This is a genomic window from Streptomyces sp. LUP30 (genome assembly GCF_001746365.1).
Taxonomy (GTDB): Bacteria; Actinomycetota; Actinomycetes; order Streptomycetales; family Streptomycetaceae; genus Streptomyces.
This window is the reverse complement of the sequence record NZ_MJAJ01000087.1, coordinates 1-19,038: the sequence shown is the minus strand read 5'-3', so window position 1 is coordinate 19,038 and position 19,038 is coordinate 1. Positions and strand designations below refer to the sequence as shown.

Below are 19,038 nucleotides of genomic sequence, written 5' to 3'. Positions count from 1 at the left end.
GCCTCCTTCCTCGTCATCGCCGCCTCCTCCGCCCCCACCCCGGGCGCCGACGGAATCGGCGACGCCTACTTCCCGCAGCTCGGCAACGGCGGCTTCGACGCCCGCCATTACGACCTCGCCCTCGCCTACGACCCCGGCACCGGCACCGGCCGTCTCGGGCTCGCCGGTCACGTCGTCACGGGCGTCGCCGCCCGTCCCCGCACCGACGACCGATCCCACGTGGGCGTCGCCGCCCGCACCGGCCTCGGCGTCCGAGCCGGCCGGACCGGCGACCTCGGCACCGGGTCCGGCCCCGGTGGCGCCGTCGGTGTCGGCCGTGGCTCCGCCGGCGGCAGCGCGAGCGCCCATGGCGTCGGAGCCGGCGTCGGAGTCCGACTTCGCGTCGGTCTGCGCCTCAGGGGCCCCCGGGTCGGCCCCGGGCGCGCTCTCCGCGGAGGCCCCCTCAAGGGCCGGTGCGGTGGCGGGCGCCGGCTGTCCCGGGTCCGCGACCGGGGTGCCGGAGGCGGATTCGCCGGAAACCGGCCCGTCCGTGACCGGTGCCGGCCGGGCGGAGGCCGGTCGGGTGGGCTCCGGTTCGCCGTCGTTCGTCCGCGGGGACATGCCCTCTCCTAGGTCGCCTGGGGTGGTTCCGTCTGCTCGCATGGGGCGGCGCGGCCCGCGCCGTGGGGGATGAGTACGCGGGCCGCGCCAGTCGGTGGGACAGGGCCGGGGAGCGCAGGATTCTCCCCGGCCCGTTCAGGGGGAGGGCCTAGTAGGCCCGCCGCCGGCCTCGCCACCACATCAGGCCGCCGCCGATGAGGAGGATGCCCGCCGCACCGGCGCCCGCGGAGGACGCGATCAACGTGGTGTTGTCGTCCGAGCCGGTGAGGGCGTCACCGAGCTGGCTCTTGACGTCGGCGCCGCTCTTGGCGATCGCGCCGCGCGACCCCTCGGTCGGCAGGGCGATGTAGGGGAAGTACTTCTCGAAGCTCTTGTCGTTCTTGTCGACCGCGTCGCCCAGATCGTTCTTGGAGCCGACCAGTTCGCCCTCGACGACCTGCAGCGAGGCGTCGATCACGTCGTCGGTGAGGCGACGGCCGTTCGGGAAGCCCGCGTTGTCGCCGTCCAGGACGCCGAGCCGCTTGGGGCTGGCGGTCGGCTTGATCGAGGTGTTGAGGCGCAGCTCCTCCGACGGCGTCACGTACGGGGGCTGGTTGAGGCCCTTGACGCCCTTGAGGAACACGTCGACGAGGTCGTTGCGCGGCTCGGCCGGCGCCTTGATCTTGTAGATCCCCTCGATGAGCTTGGGCAGCTCGGGGTTGGTGACGTTCTTCAGGAACTGGCCGTCGTCCTTGGGCTTGGACGCGTTGAACTTGTCCTTGTCCTTGATCGGGTTGACGACCTCGTTGACCAGCGGGTTGCCCAGCCGCGAGACCTGCGTGTAGTAGCCCTGGGCGTTCTGGCGCTGGGTGGTCGACCAGATGCCGACGATCGGCTGGTGCTTCGACTCGGCGATCAGGTCGTTCGGCACCTGGAGGGCGATCGTGTTGACGTTGTAGCCCTTGAGCGTGTCGTTGCCGACCTCGGAGAGGTTGCCGCCGTACAGCAGATCGAAGACGCGCAGGTCGGCGAAGAACGGGTCGTCGGCCTGGCCGGCGAACGTCTTGGAGCCGTTGGACAGCTTGTAGATCGCCTGGTCACGCAGCTTCGAGTAATGCGGCATCGAGGCCTTGCCCACGTTGGACGGGGCCACCGGCACGTCGTCCGCGAGCTTGGTCTGGTGCTCGACCTTGCCCTTCTTGAGCTTGATCAGCTCCAGGTCGTAGGACTGCGTGACGTTCAGGTCGGGGTCGTACAGGCTGTCGACCACGCCGGTGTTGTAGAGGAACGACTTCCGGTTCTTGACGTTCGTCTTGAAGGTGTAGCGGAAGATCAGGTCTTCCTTGGCGTCGCCGTCGCTGTCGATGCGGACGTCGTACTGGGCGTCCTCGGCGAACTGGTAGAAGTTCGGGCCTCCACCGGGCTCCTCGAAGGGGATGACGTTCGCGATGATGGTCGTCGTGTCCGGGTGGTCCGGGCTGACGAACGCGTAGAGGTCCGTGTTGTCGTACTGCGGGGTGCCCGAGATGAGAGGAGCCTCACGGTGGCTGGAGGCGTAGGCGGCCCCCGGGGCCAGCGCGGCGGCGCCGGCGGCTGCGAGCCCCCCGGCGGCCAACGCACCGCATATGAGGGTCGCGACGCTCCTGCGTCCGTTGCCGCTCCTGGAGAAAGCTGTCATGCCGTCCGTCCTCTGTGCCAAGTTGCCTGACGGACAGTGATACGGAACGGAGGGCGGGTTCGGATTGGTCAGGAACGAAAAACTTTTTCTTTCCTGCTCACCCGCGTTTTCGCCTCTCCGATCCGTACCCATCCACCGGAGGTGTGTTCGTTTGCGGATGCCTGGTGTGACGGGGCGGCCCGGGTGCGGCGGTCGCAGGGAGGGGGACGGCATGGAGGCGGACGAGCTTCTGGTGCTCGTGGCGAGGGGCGACCAGCGGGCGTTCGAACGGCTCTACGCCCTCGTCTCCGGGCCGGTGTTCGGGCTCGTGCGCCGCGTCGTCCGGGATCCCGCACAGTCCGAGGAGGTCGCCCAGGAGGTGCTCCTGGAGGCCTGGCGCTCGGCCGGCCGCTTCGACCCGAACCGGGGCAGCGCCCTCTCCTGGATCCTCACCCTCGCCCACCGCCGCGCAGTCGACCGGGTGCGCAGCGCCCGCGCGGCCGTCGACCGCGAGCAGCGCGAGGCCTCGCGCTACCACGACCCCGCCTTCGACCAGGTCGCGGAGGAGGTCGAGGCGGGCCTGGAACGCCAGTTGGTCCGACGCTGCCTGAACCGGCTGACGGCCCTTCAGCGCCAGTCCGTCACCCTCGCCTACTACGACGGTTACACGTACCGTGAGGTGGCCGACCGGCTCTCGTTGCCGCTCGGCACGGTGAAGACACGGATGCGTGACGGACTCACGCGGCTGCGCGACTGCCTGGGAGGCGCCGCATGAGTCTGCTCGGCCTGTTCCGCCGCGGGGATCTGCACTCCCTGGCCGCCCCCTACGCGCTCGACGCCCTCGAAACCGACGAGCGCCGCCGCTTCGAACAGCATCTCAAGGGCTGCGACCGCTGCTCGGCCGAAGTGCGGGCGCTGGCCGAGGACGCCGTCCGGCTGGCCTGGTCGACGGCCGCCACGCCGCCCCCCGCGATGCGCGAGCGGGTGCTGGCCGCGGTGCAGAGAACCCCGCAGGAGGCGCCGCGCGCGCCGGTGCGGGAGCATGCGCCGCAACTGCCCCCGCACGTCTGGGGCGTGCAGCCGCCGCCTCGACGCTCCGGGGGCACCTCCCACGCGTCCGGTCGTGGGGGAGCGCCCCGCGCGCGCCGCCCGCTCTTCGCGCCGTTGGCGACGGCCACCGCCGCCGCGGCCCTGGTGGCCGCCTCCGTCTTCGCCGTCCACGCCGGACGGACCCAGGACCGCCTGGACGCCGAGCGCGCCCAGGCGCGTGAGATCGCCCACGTTCTCGCAGCTCCCGACGCGCGGGCGGGCAACGGGAAGGACGCCCGGGGCCGAAGTATCGGAGTGATCGCTTCCGCTTCGGAGGGACAGGCGATCGTCACCTTGAGCGGATACGGCGCGTTGCCCTCCGGGCAGGTGCACCAGCTGTGGCTCATGCGCCCGAACGCGCAACCGCGCTCCCTCGGGCTCTTCGCGGGCGACACGCCCCTGGTCGCCACCGGTCTCGACAAGGCGGCGACGTCACTCGCTGTGACCGTCGAGCCGGACGGGGGATCGCCACAGCCCACTACTCAGCCGGTTGTCCAACTCACCCTGAAATCGGTTGGATTCGGAGAGTGATCGCCGAGGAGTCGTCAACCCCCTTACGGGGAAGGTGAATCACGTGAGCTCGATACATGTGTGCCTCGACGGGGCGATAGGGTTACCCTGCCCGGGCCGGGTGGACTCGTACGGGTGGGGAGTGACATGGAACAGATAACGATGCACAGCAGGGCGCGCGTCCCTGCGATCACCTGCGGGAGCAGCGCGACCAGTTCGCGCCTGGACCGCCATCTCTCGGTGCTGGCGGGTCCCGCCATACCGCAGCGGGAGACGGTCGAGGCGACCTCGCTCATGCGGGAGCTGACCGCGCGTGAGCCCTTGCGCGACCGCGACCACGGTTCCAGGACGACGCGGGCCCGGGTCAGCCGCGTCTCGCTCTTCGCGCCCCTGCGCCGACTGCGCCGCTCGCTGTTCGGCGGCAACAAGCACTGACCGTCCGGCACGTCGTCATGTACTGAGTCCCGCGCTCAGGCGGCCACACCGTCCCGGCGCAGCGCTGCGATCTCCTCGTCCGTCATCCCCACGGCACGCAGCAGCGCTTCGGTGTGCTCCCCGAGCGCGGGCACGTCACCCATCCGTGCCTCCGCCCCGCCCGGCAGTGTGATCGGGGGCAGCAGCGCTCGTAGCGGTCCGACCGGCGTCCCCACCTCCCGCCAGCGATCACGGGCCGCGAGCTGCGGATGCTCCGCCAGCTCGGGCAGATCCCGCAGGCGCGCGCACGCGATGCCCGCCTCCTCCAGCCGCGTCAGCGCCTCGTCGGTGTCCAGCGCGCCCAGTGCCTCCGCCACCAGGGCATCGGTGCGTTCCCGGTTCGTCACCCGTGCCGCGTTCGTCGCATACGCCGGATCCGTCCCCAACGAGGGCCGCCCGGCGACCTGTTCGGCCAGCCGCCGCCACTCCCGGTCGTTCTGCACCGACAGCAGCACCCGTCCGCCGTCCGCGGTGGCGTAGGCGTCGTACGGCGCGATCACCGCGTGCGCCAGGCCGGTGCGGGCCGGGGCGGCGCCGCCGTGCATCGTGTGGTGCAGGGGGTGGCCCATCCACTCCGCGAGCGATTCCAGCATCGACACCTCCACCGGGCCGCCCCGCCCGGTCGTGCCCCGGCGCACCAGCGCCGCCAGCACGCCGGAGAAGGCGTACATGGCCGCCGCGATGTCCGCGGCCGGGATCCCCGCCTTCACCGGCTGCGCGGGCGTCCCGGTCACCGACACCAGCCCGGCCTCGCACTGCACGAGCATGTCGTAGGCCCGCTTGCCGGCGTAGGGGCCGCTCGGCCCGTACCCGGAGATGTCCACCGCGACCAGCCGCGGATGCGTCGCGCACAGGGTGGCCGCGTCCAGGCCCAGCCGGGCCGCCGCACCCTGCGCGAGGTTCTGCACGAACACGTCCGCGTCGGCGACCAGCCGTCGTACGACGTCGAGCCCGCGCGGATCCTTCAGGTCCAGCGCGATGGACTCCTTGCCCCGGTTGCACCACACGAAATGCGAGGCGAGGCCGCCGGCGGCGGTGTCGTAGCCACGCGCGAAGTCGCCGCCGTCGATCCGCTCGACCTTGATCACCCGGGCGCCGAGGTCGGCGAGCTGCCGGGTCGCGAACGGCGCCGCGACGGCCTGCTCGACGGCGACGACGGTGAGCCCCTCCAGGGGCAGGGGCTGGGGCTGGGGCGTGGGCTGCGGCAGGGGCTGGTCCATGCAGGGGATCATGTCCCCTGACCGGGGCCCTTGTCAGCCGGGGCCGCCCTCGCCCCGCGCGCGACGCCGCACGGCGAGCGGCGCAACACCGTGATCGAGGCCGGCCCGAGGGGCCCACGGTGCACGGCTCCCCCGGTGCACGGCGGCCCCGGCACCGGCGACCCCGCCTCACAGCAGGGCGAACTGGCCCTCCGGGCCCTCTTCGTGGTGGTCCAGCACGGTCGCCGGGCGGCGCGCGGAGTCCGGGACCGGCAGCACGCCCGCCGTGCGCAGCTCCGCCGTGCTGACCGTGTCGGTCACCTCCCACTCCGCCCGTCGGCCGCGGACCTCGGCCAGCAGCGTCAACACCGTGATGAGCTCCAGGAGTTCGGACGTCCACGTCTGCTGCCAGGTGGCCGGGCGGATCGCCGCGAGAGCGCCCGGCCCGGTGCTCTGCGCCGTCCGCGCCGCGAACCACCGCTCCAGCACCCGGGCCCCGCCCGCCTCGAAGTCCCAGGCCTCCGGCGGGACGGGGGAGATCCGGCCCTCGTCGAGGTGGAGGGTCTCCGCGTCGCGGTCGTAGTGAAGGGTCAGGGGCCGGGCCGGGAGCGGGGCGCGGACGTAGGGCCGGCGGCCGCCCGGGAGCCGGGGCCGCTCGCCGTCGCGGCGCAGCAGCCAGAGCGCGCGCCGGCCCCACTCCACGCCCTCGGCCCAGAGCCCGGGGTCGCGGGTGAGCGGGACGGTGAGGTCGGGTCGGACGGCGGTCAGCATCCAGGCCAGGAAGTCCACCGGATCGGGGGAGTGGCCCAGCCGGCGCAGCAGGTCCGACAGGCCCGGCGCCAGATTGGGTTCCTCGCCGCCGGGCCGCCGGTACAGCGGCCGGACGCGACCGGGCCGCACCAGCGGGATCAGCGAGGACACGAGGAGGGGCGACTCCGGTGTCTCCACCACGAAGACCTGCCGCTCGTCCGCCACCCGCCACAACTCGGGGCGGGCCGCGTCGATCAGGCGCTGATCGGGGATCAGCCACTGTTCGTCGAAGGGCGCCGCCAGCACCCGGACCGGCTCCGGGCAGGGGCCCGAGGCGCGGACCAGCTTCTCCGTCCCGGCGGACAGGCCGGGCAGCTGTCCGACCGCCGAGTACAGGGTGCGGGAGCGCGTCGGCTCGAACAGGGCCTCGCGGTCCGCGCCTTCGGCCTTCAGCAGGGCGTCCCAGCGGGCCTTCAGGGACGTCGGGTCGGGCGCCGTCGGCCACCCCCGGCCGAGCCGCGGCGGTGCGACGGACCACGGCATCAGGTCCGCCAGCGGCGGAGCGTCGTCGTGCGTCACGCTCGGCATCGTACGACGGCTCGCAGACGGCGCGGCACGGCGCGTCACGTCGCGTCGAGCGTGACCGTGAAGGAGAAACGGTCGCCCCGGTAGTGGATGACCGCCGCGTCGAGGACCCGGCCGGCGGTGTCGTGGGTGACGCCCGTGTAGTGCAGGATCGGGCTGAGCAGCGGGACCCGGAGCAGCCGGGCCGTCTCCGGGTCCGCCAGCCGTGCCTCGACGGTGTCCGTGATCCTGCCGATGTCCGCGCCGACGACGTCCCGCAGCACCTTCGTCATGGGCCAGCGGATCAGGTCCTCGGGGTCGATGCGGGCGGCCAGTTCGGGGCGGACGTAGTTGCGGGCGTGGTTGGTGGGCTCGCCCGTCTCCTCGTCGCTCCTGAGACGGTGGTAGGCCGCCACCTCGGTCAGGTCCGGGAAGTGCTCGGCCACCTCGGCGGGGACGGCCGTGCTGCCGTGCTCCAGGAGCTCGGTCGTCATGCCGGACTGCTGGGCCACGATCGCGTCGACCGAGCCCAGCAGCCGCACCGGGGCCCCGCGCCGCGCGGTGGGCTCGATGAAGGTGCCCCGGCGTCGGTGCCGGGTGATCAGCCCCTCGTCCTCCAGCTCCTTCAGCGCCTGCCGCATGGTCAGCACGCTCACCCCGTAGTGCCCGGCCAGCTGCTCCTCGGTGGGCAGCCGGAGCGGTTCGCGGGGCGAGCGGCCCAGTATCGAGGCGCGCAGCGACTGCGACACCTGATACCAGAGCGGCAGCTTTCGGGTGAGGACGATCGAGTCCGGGGCGAAGGAGGTCACGGGCTATCCGTACCGGTCGGCACCGTTCAGTGCAATGTGTCGTCGGAGGGCCGGAAGTGGCTTTCGAGGCCCTGCCAGACGTCGTCGTAGCGTTGTTGCAGATGGTCGGCGCGGGCCGCCTGCGGGGTGAGGACGAGCGGCCAGCGCGTCTCGAACATGAACGCCAGCCCGTCGTCGACCTTCTGCGGCTTCAGTTCGGCGGCGCCGGCACGGTCGAAGGTCTCCCGGTCCGGGCCGTGCGCCGACATCATGTTGTGCAGCGAACCGCCGCCCGGCACGAAGCCCCCCTTGCCGGCCGTCTTGGCGTCGTACGCGCCCTCGATCAGGCCCATGTACTCGCTCATGACGTTCCGGTGGAAGTACGGCGGCCGGAAGGTGTCCTCGCCGACCAGCCAGCGCGGCGCGAAGACCACGAAGTCGACGCCGGCCAGTCCGGGGGTGTCCGAGGGGGAGGTCAGCACGGTGAAGATCGACGGGTCGGGGTGGTCGTAGGAGACGGTCCCGATGACATTGAAGCGGCGCAGGTCGTAGACGTACGGCGTCAGGTTGCCGTGCCAGGCCACGACGTCGAGCGGGGAGTGGTCGTAGGTGGCGCTCCAGAGGTGGCCGCAGAACTTGTTGACGACCTCCACCGGGCCCTCGACGTCCTCGTAGGCGGCGACGGGGGCGCGGAAGTCCCTGGGGTTCGCGAGCCCGTTGGCGCCGATCGGCCCGAGGTCGGGGAGACGGAAGAGCGCGCCGTAGTTCTCGCAGACGTAACCGCGTGCGGTCGGTCCGGGCCCGCCGTCGGGCGCGGTGTCCAGCAGGTCGACGCGGAAGCGGACCCCGCGCGGGATCAGCGCCACCTCGCCCGGTTCGGCGCGCAGCAGCCCGAACTCGGTGCGCAGCAGCAGCCCGCCCTCCTCGGGGACGATCAGCAGCTCGCCGTCGGCGTTGCCGAAGACGCGGTCCATGGAGGCGTTCGCGTGGTAGAGGTGCACGGCCATGCCGGTGCGCTGGGTCGCGTCGCCGTTGCCGCCGAGGGTCCACAGACCGGCGAGGAAGTCCGTGCCGGCGGGCGGCTCGGGCAGGGGGTCCCAGCGCAGCCGGTTGGGGTCGGGGACCGTCTGGCCGAAGGGGGCGGTGCGGATCGCGCCGTCGCCGGACCGGGTGAACGCCGGGTGCGCGGCCGAGGGGCGGATCCGGTACAGCCACGAGCGGCGGTTGTGCGCGCGCGGTTCGGTGAACGCCGTGCCGCTGAGCTGCTCCGCGTACAGGCCGAGGGGCGCGCGCTGGGGGGAGTTGCGGCCCTCCGGCAGGGCGCCCGGCACCGCTTCACTGGCGTGCTCGTTGCCGAACCCGGAGAGATAGCTCAGCCCCTCGGCCGTCTTGCGTGCGTCCCCGCTGCTCATCGTGGCTCCCTTGCCGACTGATTCCTATGCATCACCGTAGGATTGCGTTTTCATGGACGCAAGAGGGCGGGGGTCCTCCTCTCGGAGGACGATCACGGCACGGCCAGAACCAGACTTCAGGGGGATCCGCGTGCCGGACCGGTGCTCTAGTGTCCCGATCATGTCGTGGACGCGCACCCTTCCCGCCGCGCTCGCGGTCTGTGGCCTGCTGCTGACCGGATCCGTGGGCTGCGGCTCCAGCGGTACGCGGGACGGGAACGCGCAGTCGCCCTCGCCCGTGGGCAAGGTGCTGGACCACACCGACGGCGACGGGCGCCACTACCGCGAGGTGGCGAGGAAGGGGGCGCCCGAGGTGGGCGTGGAGGTGCAGCCGGACGCGCACGGCGGCTGGGACGTGCGGGTGAAGCTGGCGCGTTTCCGGCTCTCGCCGACGGATGCGCCGCAGAAAGCGGTCACCGGCCGCGGCATCGCCCGGCTCTACGTCGACAGCAGGGAGGTCGCCGACCTGCGCAGCACCTCGTACCGCATCCCGGCAGGCTATCTCCCGCACGGCACGCACGAGGTCACCGTCCGCCTCTACGCCGACGATGCGACGGTGTGGGCGGTGGAGGGCAAGCCGGTGGAGGCCACGGCGGACGTCACGGCGTCGGAGCCGTCGCCCGCCCCGTCCCCGACCGGATCACCGGCGGGATCGCCGGACGTGTCGCCGGCCGGATCGCCGTCCGCTTGAGTGCATCAGGCACCTTTCTCCGTACACAGGGGCGAGGTTCACCTGGACGCGGCGGAAAGGCATCATGAGGTCCGTGCCCCACGCGACATCGCTCCGTCGTGCGCCCGTGCAGCGGCGCAGCGCCGAACGGCTGACCAGGATCCTCGACGCCTGCGCCGACCTGCTGGACGAGGTCGGCTACGACGCCCTGAGCACCCGGGCCGTGGCCGAGCGCGCCGGTGTCCCCATCGGCTCCGTCTACCGCTTCTTCGGCAACAAGCGGCAGATGGCCGACGCGCTCGCGCAGCGCAACCTCGAACGCTACGCCGAGCGCGTCACCGAGCGTCTGAAGGAGGCCGGCCAGGGGGACTGGCGGGCCGCCATGGACGCGGTGCTCGACGAGTACCTGGCCATGAAGCGCACCGCGCCCGGCTTCTCCCTCGTCGACTTCGGCAACCAGATCCCGGTCGGCGCCCGGCACGCCGAACCCAACCACCGTGTCGCCGACCGCCTCACCGACCTGCTCTCGGACTATCTCGTCCGCGCTCCCGACGACGACCTGCGCCGCACCTTCCTGATCGCCGTGGAGGCCGCCGACACCCTCGTCCACCTGGCCTTCCGGGTGGATCCGCAGGGCGACCCGAAGGTGATCGACGAGACCCGCGAGCTGCTGCGCGCGTACCTGGCGCGGACCCTGGACTGACGGCCGCGGCCGACCCCCTCCCCACGGGCCATACCGGTCGGTATGCTCACTCGGGACAGGCACTGCCGCCCCCAGGAGGACCCGTGTCCCGCACCGCCCTGCGAATCTGCCCGTTGTGCGAGGCCACCTGCGGGCTCACGCTCACCATCGAGGGGACCAAGGTCACGGGCGCCCGCGGCGACCGCGACGACGTCTTCAGCAAGGGCTTCATCTGCCCCAAGGGCGCCTCCTTCGGCGCCGTGGACGGCGATCCCGACCGGCTGCGGACCCCGCTGGTGCGCAAGGACGGGGAGCTGCGCGAGGCCACCTGGGAGGAGGCCTTCGACGCGGTGGCCGCCGGGATCCGGCCGGTCGTCGAGCGGTACGGGGCGAACTCCGTCGGAGTCGTGCTCGGCAACCCCAACGTGCACACCATGGCCGGCGCGCTCTACCCGGCGGTGCTGATCGCCGGCCTCGGCACCCGCAGCCTCTTCACCGCCTCCACGGTCGACCAGATGCCCAAGCACGTCTCCAGCGGACTGCTCTTCGGCGACGCCAACGCGATCCCCGTGCCGGACCTCGACCGCACCGACCACCTCCTGCTCATCGGCGCCAACCCCCTGGAGTCCAACGGCAGTCTGTGCACCGCCGCCGACTTCCCGGGCAAGCTCAAGGCGCTGAAGGCGCGCGGCGGCGCCCTCACGGTCATCGACCCGCGCCGCACCCGCACCGCCAAGCTCGCCGACCGGCACATCCCCGTCCGGCCGGGCACGGACGCGCTGCTCCTGGCCGCCATGACCCACGTCCTCTTCGACGAATCCCTCGTCGACCTGGGCGAGTTGGGCCCGCACGTCGAAGGCGTCGACGAACTCGTGCAGGCGGTACGGGAGTTCACCCCCGAGGCGGTCGCCGAGGCCTGCGACGTGGAAGCCGCGCTGATCCGCACCCTGGCCCGCGAGCTCGCCGCCGCCCCCACCGCCGCCGTCTACGGCCGCATCGGCAGCTGCACCGTGCCCTACGGCACCCTCGCCAGCTGGCTCGTCGACGTCCTCAACATCCTCACCGGCAACCTGGACCGGCCCGGCGGCGCGCTCTTCCCGCAGGCCGCCACCGACCGCACCCCCCGCCCGGCCGGACCCGGGCACGGCTTCCAGCTCGCGCGCTGGCACTCCCGCGTGAGCCGGCACCCCGAGGCCAAGGGCGAACTGCCGCTCTCCGCGCTCGCCGAGGAGATCGACACCGCCACCGACGAGGGCGAGCCGATCCGGGCGCTCGTCGCGGTGGCCGCCAACCCCGTCCTGTCGGCCCCCGACGGCGACCGGCTCGACAAGGCCCTCGACGCCCTCGACTTCATGGTCAGCGTCGACCCCTATCTCAACGAGACCTCGCGCCACGCCGACGTCGTACTGCCCCCGCCGCCGCCCTCGCAGAGCCCGCACCACGACTTCGCCTTCAACACCCTCGCCGTGCGCAACCAGGTCCGCTACACTCGTGCGGCCGTCCCGCTGGAGCCCGGCCGGATGGCCGAGACCGAGATCCTCGCCCGGCTGACCCTGGCCGCCACCGGCATGCACGGCGCCGACCCGGGCGCCGTGGACGACCTGGTCGTCGGGCAGACCCTCGGCAAGGCGGTCAAGGACCCGCACTCGCCCGTGCACGGCCGCGACCCGCGCGAACTCGCCGCACAGCTCACCGGCGACACCGGCCCCGAGCGCCGCCTGGACATGATGCTGCGCCTCGGCCCCTACGGCGACGGCTTCGGCGCCCGCCCGGACGGACTGGGCCTGGCCCGGCTGCTCGCCGCGCCGCACGGCATCGACCTCGGCCCGCTGCGCCCGCGGCTGCCCCAGCCGCTGAAGACCCGCAGCGGCCGGATCGAACTGCTGCCGAAGCCGATCGTCGACGACCTCCCCCGCCTTCGGGAGGGCATGCGGCAGCGCACGGACGGACTCGTCCTCGTGGGCCGCAGGCATCTGCGGTCCAACAACAGCTGGATGCACAACGTCCCCGCCCTCACCGGCGGCACCAACCGCTGCACCCTGCACATCCACCCCGAGGACGCCGAGCGGCTCGGGGTGCGCGACGGCGAGCCGGTGCGGGTGAAGGGCGCCGGGGGAGAGGTGACGGCGCCGGCCGAGCTCACCGACCAGATGCGCCAAGGCGTCGTCAGCCTGCCCCACGGCTGGGGCCACGACCGCCCCGGCACCCGTCTGAGCCATGCCGCGGCCGACCCCGGCGTCAACGTCAACCAGCTCCTCGACGGCAGCCTGCTGGACCCCCTGTCGGGCAACGCCGTCCTCAACGGAGTGCCGGTGGAAGTTGCCGCTCTCCCGGCCCGGTGAGCTGAGCAAAGCTGTGACCTGGAGTTTTGCGCTTATTGCTCGCAGGTCAACGTCTTGTTAACACCGTTTGAACGGACCTAACGTCGACCCACCGCCGACCCCCAGGTGGGATGTTCAAGGGCGAACGTTAGGTATCCACTCATGTTGACCATCCTCGGCTTCGCCATGATCGCGACCTTCCTGGTCCTGATCATGCTGAAGAAGATGTCGCCGATCGCGGCGCTCGTGCTGATCCCGGCGCTGTTCTGCGTCTTCGTCGGAAAGGGCGCCAAGCTCGGTGACTACGTCCTCGACGGCGTCACCAGCCTCGCCCCGACCGCGGCGATGCTCATGTTCGCGATCGTCTACTTCGGTGTGATGATCGATGTCGGGCTCTTCGACCCGATCGTCCGGGGCATCCTGAAGTTCTGCAAGGCCGACCCGCTCCGCATCGTCATCGGCACGGCGCTGCTCGCCGCGATCGTCTCCCTCGACGGCGACGGCTCCACCACCTTCATGATCACCGTCTCGGCGATGTACCCGCTGTACAAGCGCCTGAAGATGAGCCTCGTCGTGATGACCGGCGTCGCGGCCATGGCCAACGGCGTCATGAACACCCTGCCCTGGGGCGGCCCGACCGCCCGCGCGGCCACCGCCCTCAAGCTCGACGCCAGCGACATCTTCGTGCCGATGATCCCGGCCCTGGCCGTGGGCCTGCTCTTCGTCTTCGTCCTCGCCTACGTCCTCGGCCGCCGCGAGCGCACCCGGCTCGGCGTGCTGACCCTGGACGAGGTGCTGGTGGGGGGCCACGTCGAGCAGAAGGAGAAGGCCGAGCGGACCGAGACGGTCCTCGTGGGCGCCGGCGGCTCCGGCCCCGGAGCGACCTCCGCGCCGGCGGCGGGCTCCGGTGCGGCCGTCGACCTCGGCGACGAGGACAGCGACGAGGGCTTCCAGGGCCTCGACCCGCAACGGGCCACCCTGCGCCCCAAGTTGTACTGGTTCAACGCGCTGCTCACGGTCGGACTGCTGACCTCCATGATCATGGAGTGGCTGCCCATCCCGGTGCTGTTCCTGCTCGGCGCCGCGCTCGCCCTGACCGTCAACTTCCCGCACATCCCGGACCAGAAGGCGCGGCTCGCCGCCCACGCGGACAACGTCCTCAACGTCTCCGGGATGGTCTTCGCCGCCGCCGTCTTCACCGGCGTCCTGCAGGGCACCGGCATGGTCGACCACATGGCCACCTGGATGGTGGACGTCATCCCCGCGGGCATGGGTCCGCACATGGCGCTCGTCACCGGCGTCCTGAGCCTCCCGCTCACGTACTTCATGTCCAACGACGGCTTCTACTTCGGCGTGCTGCCGGTCCTCGCCGAGGCCGGCGCGGCCCACGGCGTCACACCGCTGGAGATGGCCCGCGCCTCGCTCGTCGGCCAGCCCCTGCACATGTCCAGCCCGCTCGTCCCGGCCGTCTACGTCCTCGTCGGCATGGCCAAGGTCGAGTTCGGCGACCACACCCGGTTCGTGGTGAAGTGGGCCGCCTGCACCTGCCTGGCCATCCTCGGCGCGGGCATCCTGTTCGGGATCATCTGACCCGGCCGTGGAGGAACTTGTGAGGCCCGGCGGGAACCGCGGCTGGCTGCTCCGTCTCGTCATCGCCTTCGGCTTCGCGCAGGGGGCGGTGTCGATGGCCCGGCCCGCCGTGTCCTACCGGGCCCTCGCGCTGGGCGCGGACGAGCGGGCGATCGGCGTCATCGCGGGCGTCTACGCCCTGTTGCCGCTCTTCGCCGCCGTGCCGCTCGGCCGGCGCACCGACCACGGCCGCTGCGCCCCCCTGCTGCCCGTCGGGGTGGTCCTGATCTCCGGCGGCTGCGTGCTGAGCGGCGTGGCCGGCTCGCTGTGGACGATGGCCCTGTGGAGCGGGGTGATGGGACTCGGCCACCTCTGCTTCGTCATCGGATCCCAGTCGCTGGTGGCACGTCAGTCCGCGCCGCACGAACAGGACCGCAACTTCGGCCACTTCACCATCGGCGCCTCCCTGGGGCAGCTGGTCGGCCCGGTGGCGGCCGGAGCGCTGATCGACGGCGCGGACATGACGCGCAGCAGCGGACTGGCCCTGCTCGTCGCGGGCACGGGCTGTGCGATGGCGCTCACCACGCTGTGGGGCGTCGAGCACCGCGAGACCGCGGCCGGCTCCCGCGGCGGCCCGCACGGCCGTGTCCCCCTCGGCCGCATCCTGCACACGCGGGGCGTCCCGGCCGGCATCCTGATCAGCCTCTCCGTGCTGTCCGCGACCGACATCCTCACCGCGTACCTGCCGGTGGTCGGCGAGCACCGGGGCATCGCGCCGGCCGTGATCGGCGTGCTGCTCAGCGTCCGCGCGGCGGCCTCCATAGCGTGCCGGCTCGTCCTCACCCCGCTGCTGCGGCTGCTCGGCCGGACGGCGCTGCTCTGCGTGACCTGTCTCCTGGCCGGCCTGCTGTGCGCCGGTGTCGCGCTGCCGGCGCCGGTCTGGGCGCTGGGCGCGATCCTCGCGGCGCTCGGCTTCTGCCTCGGGGTCGGCCAGCCGCTGTCCATGACGACGGTCGTCCAGGCCGCACCGGACGGCGCCCGCTCCACCGCCCTGGCGCTGCGGCTAACCGGCAACCGGCTCGGCCAGGTCGCCGCGCCCGCCGCCGCCGGTCTGGCGGCCGGGGTCGCGGGCGCGGCCGCGCCGTTCGTGATGCTGGGGGCGTTGTTGCTGCTGTCGTCGGGGGTGGCCGCGCGATCGCCGGGAGGGCAGCGGAGGGGCGGGGGCGCGGGCGTGGTCCCGCCCGGCCGCGGGGCCGAGGCGGGGTTGCGCCGGTCGAGCGATGTCTGACGGCGCGTCGGGCGGCGCTCCCACAGTCGGGAGCGCCGATGTGAAAGAGAGTCAGGTGCAAGAGCGATTTGTATGAAAATCGTCCTGACTCGGAGGAATGCGCATGTCCAGCTCGACGCTCCCGCCCGCCTTCGGCGCCCGTCTCGGCGCCACGGCTCTCACGGTGCTCGCCGCGGCGGGTTTCACCTGCCTCGCGGCGCCGTCCGCCGTGGCCGTAGGGGAGGCCGGCGACATCAGGATCCACCGCGAGCAGGTACCCCCCGGCGTCTCCAAGGACGACCCGGTGGCCTGCCGGTTCTACCTCGACGCCGCCAACTTCGGCGAACTGCCCACCGTCGGCTACACCATCAAGGCGCGGCCCCCGGCCCCCGACACCGCCACCGTGACCGGCACCATCACGCTGACCGACGGCGCCGGACACACCGGCACCCTCGGACTCGCCGAGGGGTCCTACACGCTCGAGTGGACCCTTCCGGCCGCCGCCCCCGGCGCCCCTCCGGCCCCCTCGCCCAAGGTGAAGGTCTTCAAGATCAGCTGCCCCGAGGGCCGGCGCGACGGCAACGAGGGCCCGAACCGGCCGATCACCGACGACGGCCGCGAGGTCGCGGCCCAGAACGGCCCGAACGGCCCGAACGGCGGCGGCCAGGGCGGCGGCGGTCAGAACGGCCAGAACGGCCAGAACGGCCAGGGCGGCCAGGGCGGCCAGGGCGGCGGCTGGAGCGGTGAGAAGGGCAGCGGTCCGGCTGGCGGCGTGCACGCCGGCGGCGGCGGACTCGCCGACACCTCGCAGTCCTTCACCCCGCTGGCGGGGGCCGCGGCGGTCGGCCTGGCGGCCGTCGGCGGCGTCGCCTATTTCCGACTGACCCGCCGGCGCAACCATGGTGCCGCGTAGGCGCGTACGCAGGCCCTGGTACCGGACGCGTGCCTTTCGCCTCACCAGGACGGCCGTGCTGACGGTCGTCCTGGTGACGGTCGGAGTCCGGTGCGGGGGGCACGACGGCCCGGGCGTCCCGGCCGGGGCGGGCCGGGCGGCGTCCGACGGCACGGCCGCCGCCCCGGCCCCCGGGGGCGACGGAGAAGGGGACCGGACGGAGGGGAAGAAGGGGTCCGAGCGGCCCACGCCCCCGCCACGTCCGCTGCCCCGGTCTCCGGCGACCACCCTGCGCGTGCCCTCCCTGGGCATCGACGCGCCGATCGTCCCGCTCCGGCTCGGCCCCGACCGGCACCTCGGGACGCCGCCGGTGGACGACCCCAAGCTCGTCGGCTGGTACGCGGGCGGCCCGACCCCGGGAGAGCGGGGCACGGCCGTCGCCGTCGGCCATCGCGACACCAAGACCGGCCCCGCGGTTTTCGCCGGCCTCGCGCGCGTGGCGCGCGGAGCCCGGATCGAGGCACGGCGCGCCGACGGCCGCACCGCCGTCTACACCGTGGACCGGGTGCGGGTCTTCGACAAGGCCACCTTCCCCGACAAGGAGGTCTACGGGCCCAGCAAGCGGCCCGAGCTCAGGGTCCTCACCTGCGGGGGGCTCTTCCGCCGCGCGACGGGCTACACCAGCAACGTCGTCGTCTTCGCCCATCTGACGCAGACTCGCTGAACCGGCGCGCCCGGTGAACCAGCCGTCCGCGGCCCGGCGGTCCGTGAGCCCGGCGCCCGGTGAACCAGCCGGTCCGGTTTCTCACCCGTCGGACAGCGGCCTCGGATCCGGGCCCTTCTCTTCCCCCGGCCGGGCACAGTCCGTTAACTTCCGTGACGCACAAGCCTCGTCGACCCGCACGGGGCAGATCGGACCGCGGAGCACCAGCGCCCTAGTGAGTCCCCGGGGACACCTCTCATGACACGCGCCATCTCCCTGCACGACGTCAGCAAGGTCCACGCCCGCGGCGACCGGGTGGTGGACCGGCTGTCGCTGGACGTCGCGCCCGGCGAGTTCCTCGTCCTGCTGGGGCCCTCCGGCTGCGGCAAGTCCACCGTGCTGCGGATGATCGCCGGCCTGGAGGACATCACCGAGGGCGAGCTGCGGCTCGACGGCGGATACGCCAACGACCTGGCGCCGTCCGACCGGGACATCGCGATGGTCTTCCAGAACTTCGCGCTCTACCCGAACATGACCGGCCGCGACAACATCGGCTTCCCGCTGCGCATCGAGGCCCCCGGCGCCGATCCGGGCCCCCGCGTCGACGCCACCGCGCGGATGCTCGGCATCGAGGACCTCCTCGACCGCTTCCCCGGGCAGCTCTCCGGCGGTGAGCGTCAGCGCGTCGCCATGGGCCGGGCCATCGCCCGCCACCCCTCCGCCTTCCTGATGGACGAGCCGCTGTCCAACCTCGACGCCAAGCTCCGCAACCATCTGCGCGCCGAGATCTCCAGGCTCACCCGGGAACTGGGCGTGACCACGGTCTACGTCACCCATGACCAGGCCGAGGCCATGTCGCTCGGCGACCGGGTGGCCGTCCTGCGCGGCGGGGTCCTGCAGCAGGTGGGCGCCCCGCGCTCGGTCTACGCGCTGCCGCGCAACGTCTTCGTCGCCGCGTTCATCGGCACCCCGCGCATCAACCTCCTGCGCGGCCTGGTCCTGGCCCCGCTGGACGGGGCGATGACGATCAGCCTCGGCAAACAGGCCCTGCGGCTGCCCGAACCCCTCTCCCCGGACCACAAGCTGCTGCGCGTGCAACAGGGGCGGGAGGTGATCGTCGGGCTGCGCTCGGAGGCCGTCCGCATCGCCACGCCGGCCGAGGCCCGGCCCGAGGAGACCCACATCACCGGCCTGGTGGAACACGTGGAGTTCCAGGGACATGAGGTGCTCGTGCACTTCAACACCGGTTCCCGGTCCGCCCTGGTGCCGGATCTGGAAGCACCCCGGCCGCTCCCGAGGCCGTCCCGGCGCCGCCGCCGCGAGGGCGGGGTGCTGGGCCGCCTGCGGGAGCGTGCGGGCAGCCTGCGGGCCGGCCCGGTCGTCGTCCTGGACGAGCCCTCCGAGCAGGACGGGCCGCCCGCGCCCGCCGGGCACCGCCCGCTCGGCGACCTGGTCGTGCGCACCACCCCCGACTTCGACCTCCGGTACGGCATGCAGGTCCCGCTCCTCGTCGACACCGGCCATGTCTTCGTCTTCGACCAGCACGGCGACCGTGTCAGCCCGGCCCCGGCCCGGCTGCCCGACCTGGAGGAGTGAGCGGGCGTACCCCGGTGGCCCCTGGTGCCGGAAAACTAACGACGCTAGTTTAGGTCGTGGACGACGACGCCCGCCCGGAGGGAACACGATGAAGGCACACGACGGCATCTACCTCGACGGAGCGTGGCGCCCGGCCGCGGGCCGGGACGTGATCGAGGTCGTCAACCCGGTGGACGAGCAGATCATCGGCCGTGTCCCGGCGGCCGAGGCCGACGACGTCGACGCCGCGGTGCGCGCCGCCCGGGCCGCCCTGCCCGGCTGGGCCGCCACGCCGCCC

Annotated in this window: 17 protein-coding genes and 1 pseudogene; 13 read left to right on the top strand and 5 right to left on the bottom strand. The window is 72.8% G+C overall.

The window, feature by feature from the left end; translation table 11 throughout:
• Positions 1-141: pseudogene (locus BG482_RS45695) on the top strand (M1 family peptidase); the annotation flags it as partial.
• A 607-nt stretch (positions 142-748) separates the two neighbouring features.
• Here the strand turns inward: BG482_RS45695 and BG482_RS38700 are convergent.
• A complete protein-coding gene (locus BG482_RS38700; RefSeq protein ID WP_069773906.1) occupies positions 749-2,257 on the bottom strand; it encodes a DUF4331 domain-containing protein in 1,509 nt (502 codons plus the stop codon).
• A gap of 211 nt (positions 2,258-2,468) precedes the next feature.
• Here BG482_RS38700 and BG482_RS38695 point away from each other — a divergent pair, with 211 nt between their 5' ends.
• The 3 genes from BG482_RS38695 to BG482_RS38685 all read left to right on the top strand — a co-directional run bounded on the left by BG482_RS38695 (position 2,469) and on the right by BG482_RS38685 (position 4,270).
• On the top strand, positions 2,469-3,011 hold the full coding sequence (locus BG482_RS38695) for a sigma-70 family RNA polymerase sigma factor (RefSeq protein ID WP_069773905.1): 543 nt from the start codon (positions 2,469-2,471) through the stop codon (positions 3,009-3,011).
• The gene (locus tag BG482_RS38690; protein WP_069773904.1) at positions 3,008-3,856 is read left to right on the top strand and encodes an anti-sigma factor domain-containing protein; all 849 of its coding nucleotides are present in this window, start codon (positions 3,008-3,010) and stop codon (positions 3,854-3,856) included. Before BG482_RS38695 ends, BG482_RS38690 begins: the two co-directional genes overlap by 4 nt.
• A 126-nt stretch (positions 3,857-3,982) precedes the next feature.
• Positions 3,983-4,270, top strand: coding sequence for a hypothetical protein (locus BG482_RS38685; RefSeq protein WP_079142675.1), 288 nt, complete (start codon positions 3,983-3,985; stop codon positions 4,268-4,270).
• 35 nt (positions 4,271-4,305) lie between these two features.
• Here the strand turns inward: BG482_RS38685 and BG482_RS38680 are convergent, their stop codons facing one another.
• The 4 genes from BG482_RS38680 to hmgA form a co-directional block, all read right to left on the bottom strand.
• Positions 4,306-5,529, bottom strand: a complete 1,224-nt coding sequence (locus tag BG482_RS38680) for a CaiB/BaiF CoA-transferase family protein (RefSeq protein ID WP_107450893.1) — start codon at positions 5,527-5,529, stop codon at positions 4,306-4,308.
• Between the two features lie 168 nt (positions 5,530-5,697).
• A complete protein-coding gene (locus BG482_RS38675) occupies positions 5,698-6,846 on the bottom strand; it encodes a type ISP restriction/modification enzyme (protein WP_069773901.1) in 1,149 nt (382 codons plus the stop codon).
• A gap of 35 nt (positions 6,847-6,881) precedes the next feature.
• A complete protein-coding gene (locus BG482_RS38670) occupies positions 6,882-7,631 on the bottom strand; it encodes a GntR family transcriptional regulator (RefSeq protein WP_069773900.1) in 750 nt (249 codons plus the stop codon).
• Between the two features lie 26 nt (positions 7,632-7,657).
• Positions 7,658-9,022, bottom strand: a complete 1,365-nt coding sequence (gene hmgA, locus BG482_RS38665; RefSeq protein ID WP_069773899.1) for a homogentisate 1,2-dioxygenase — start codon at positions 9,020-9,022, stop codon at positions 7,658-7,660.
• 160 nt (positions 9,023-9,182) lie between these two features.
• Here hmgA and BG482_RS38660 point away from each other — a divergent pair, with 160 nt between their 5' ends.
• The 9 genes from BG482_RS38660 to BG482_RS38620 form a co-directional block, all read left to right on the top strand.
• Entirely contained in the window at positions 9,183-9,752 is a 570-nt protein-coding gene (locus BG482_RS38660; RefSeq protein ID WP_069773898.1) for a hypothetical protein, read from the top strand.
• Positions 9,753-9,816: 64 nt separating this feature from the next.
• The gene (locus BG482_RS38655; RefSeq protein WP_069773897.1) at positions 9,817-10,434 is read left to right on the top strand and encodes a TetR/AcrR family transcriptional regulator; all 618 of its coding nucleotides are present in this window, start codon (positions 9,817-9,819) and stop codon (positions 10,432-10,434) included.
• Between the two features lie 83 nt (positions 10,435-10,517).
• On the top strand, positions 10,518-12,755 hold the full coding sequence (locus BG482_RS38650; RefSeq protein ID WP_069773896.1) for a molybdopterin oxidoreductase family protein: 2,238 nt from the start codon (positions 10,518-10,520) through the stop codon (positions 12,753-12,755).
• A gap of 141 nt (positions 12,756-12,896) precedes the next feature.
• On the top strand, positions 12,897-14,324 hold the full coding sequence (locus BG482_RS38645) for a CitMHS family transporter (RefSeq protein ID WP_069773895.1): 1,428 nt from the start codon (positions 12,897-12,899) through the stop codon (positions 14,322-14,324).
• Positions 14,325-14,343: 19 nt separating this feature from the next.
• Positions 14,344-15,591, top strand: a complete 1,248-nt coding sequence (locus tag BG482_RS38640; RefSeq protein ID WP_069773894.1) for an MFS transporter — start codon at positions 14,344-14,346, stop codon at positions 15,589-15,591.
• A gap of 103 nt (positions 15,592-15,694) precedes the next feature.
• Entirely contained in the window at positions 15,695-16,483 is a 789-nt protein-coding gene (locus BG482_RS38635; protein ID WP_069773893.1) for a hypothetical protein, read from the top strand.
• On the top strand, positions 16,470-17,186 hold the full coding sequence (locus BG482_RS38630) for a class F sortase (protein WP_069773892.1): 717 nt from the start codon (positions 16,470-16,472) through the stop codon (positions 17,184-17,186). Before BG482_RS38635 ends, BG482_RS38630 begins: the two co-directional genes overlap by 14 nt.
• 237 nt (positions 17,187-17,423) lie before the next feature.
• Positions 17,424-18,761, top strand: a complete 1,338-nt coding sequence (locus tag BG482_RS38625; protein ID WP_069773891.1) for an ABC transporter ATP-binding protein — start codon at positions 17,424-17,426, stop codon at positions 18,759-18,761.
• A gap of 88 nt (positions 18,762-18,849) precedes the next feature.
• A partial coding sequence (locus tag BG482_RS38620; RefSeq protein ID WP_141746715.1) for an aldehyde dehydrogenase family protein occupies positions 18,850-19,038 on the top strand: 189 nt, incomplete at its 3' end.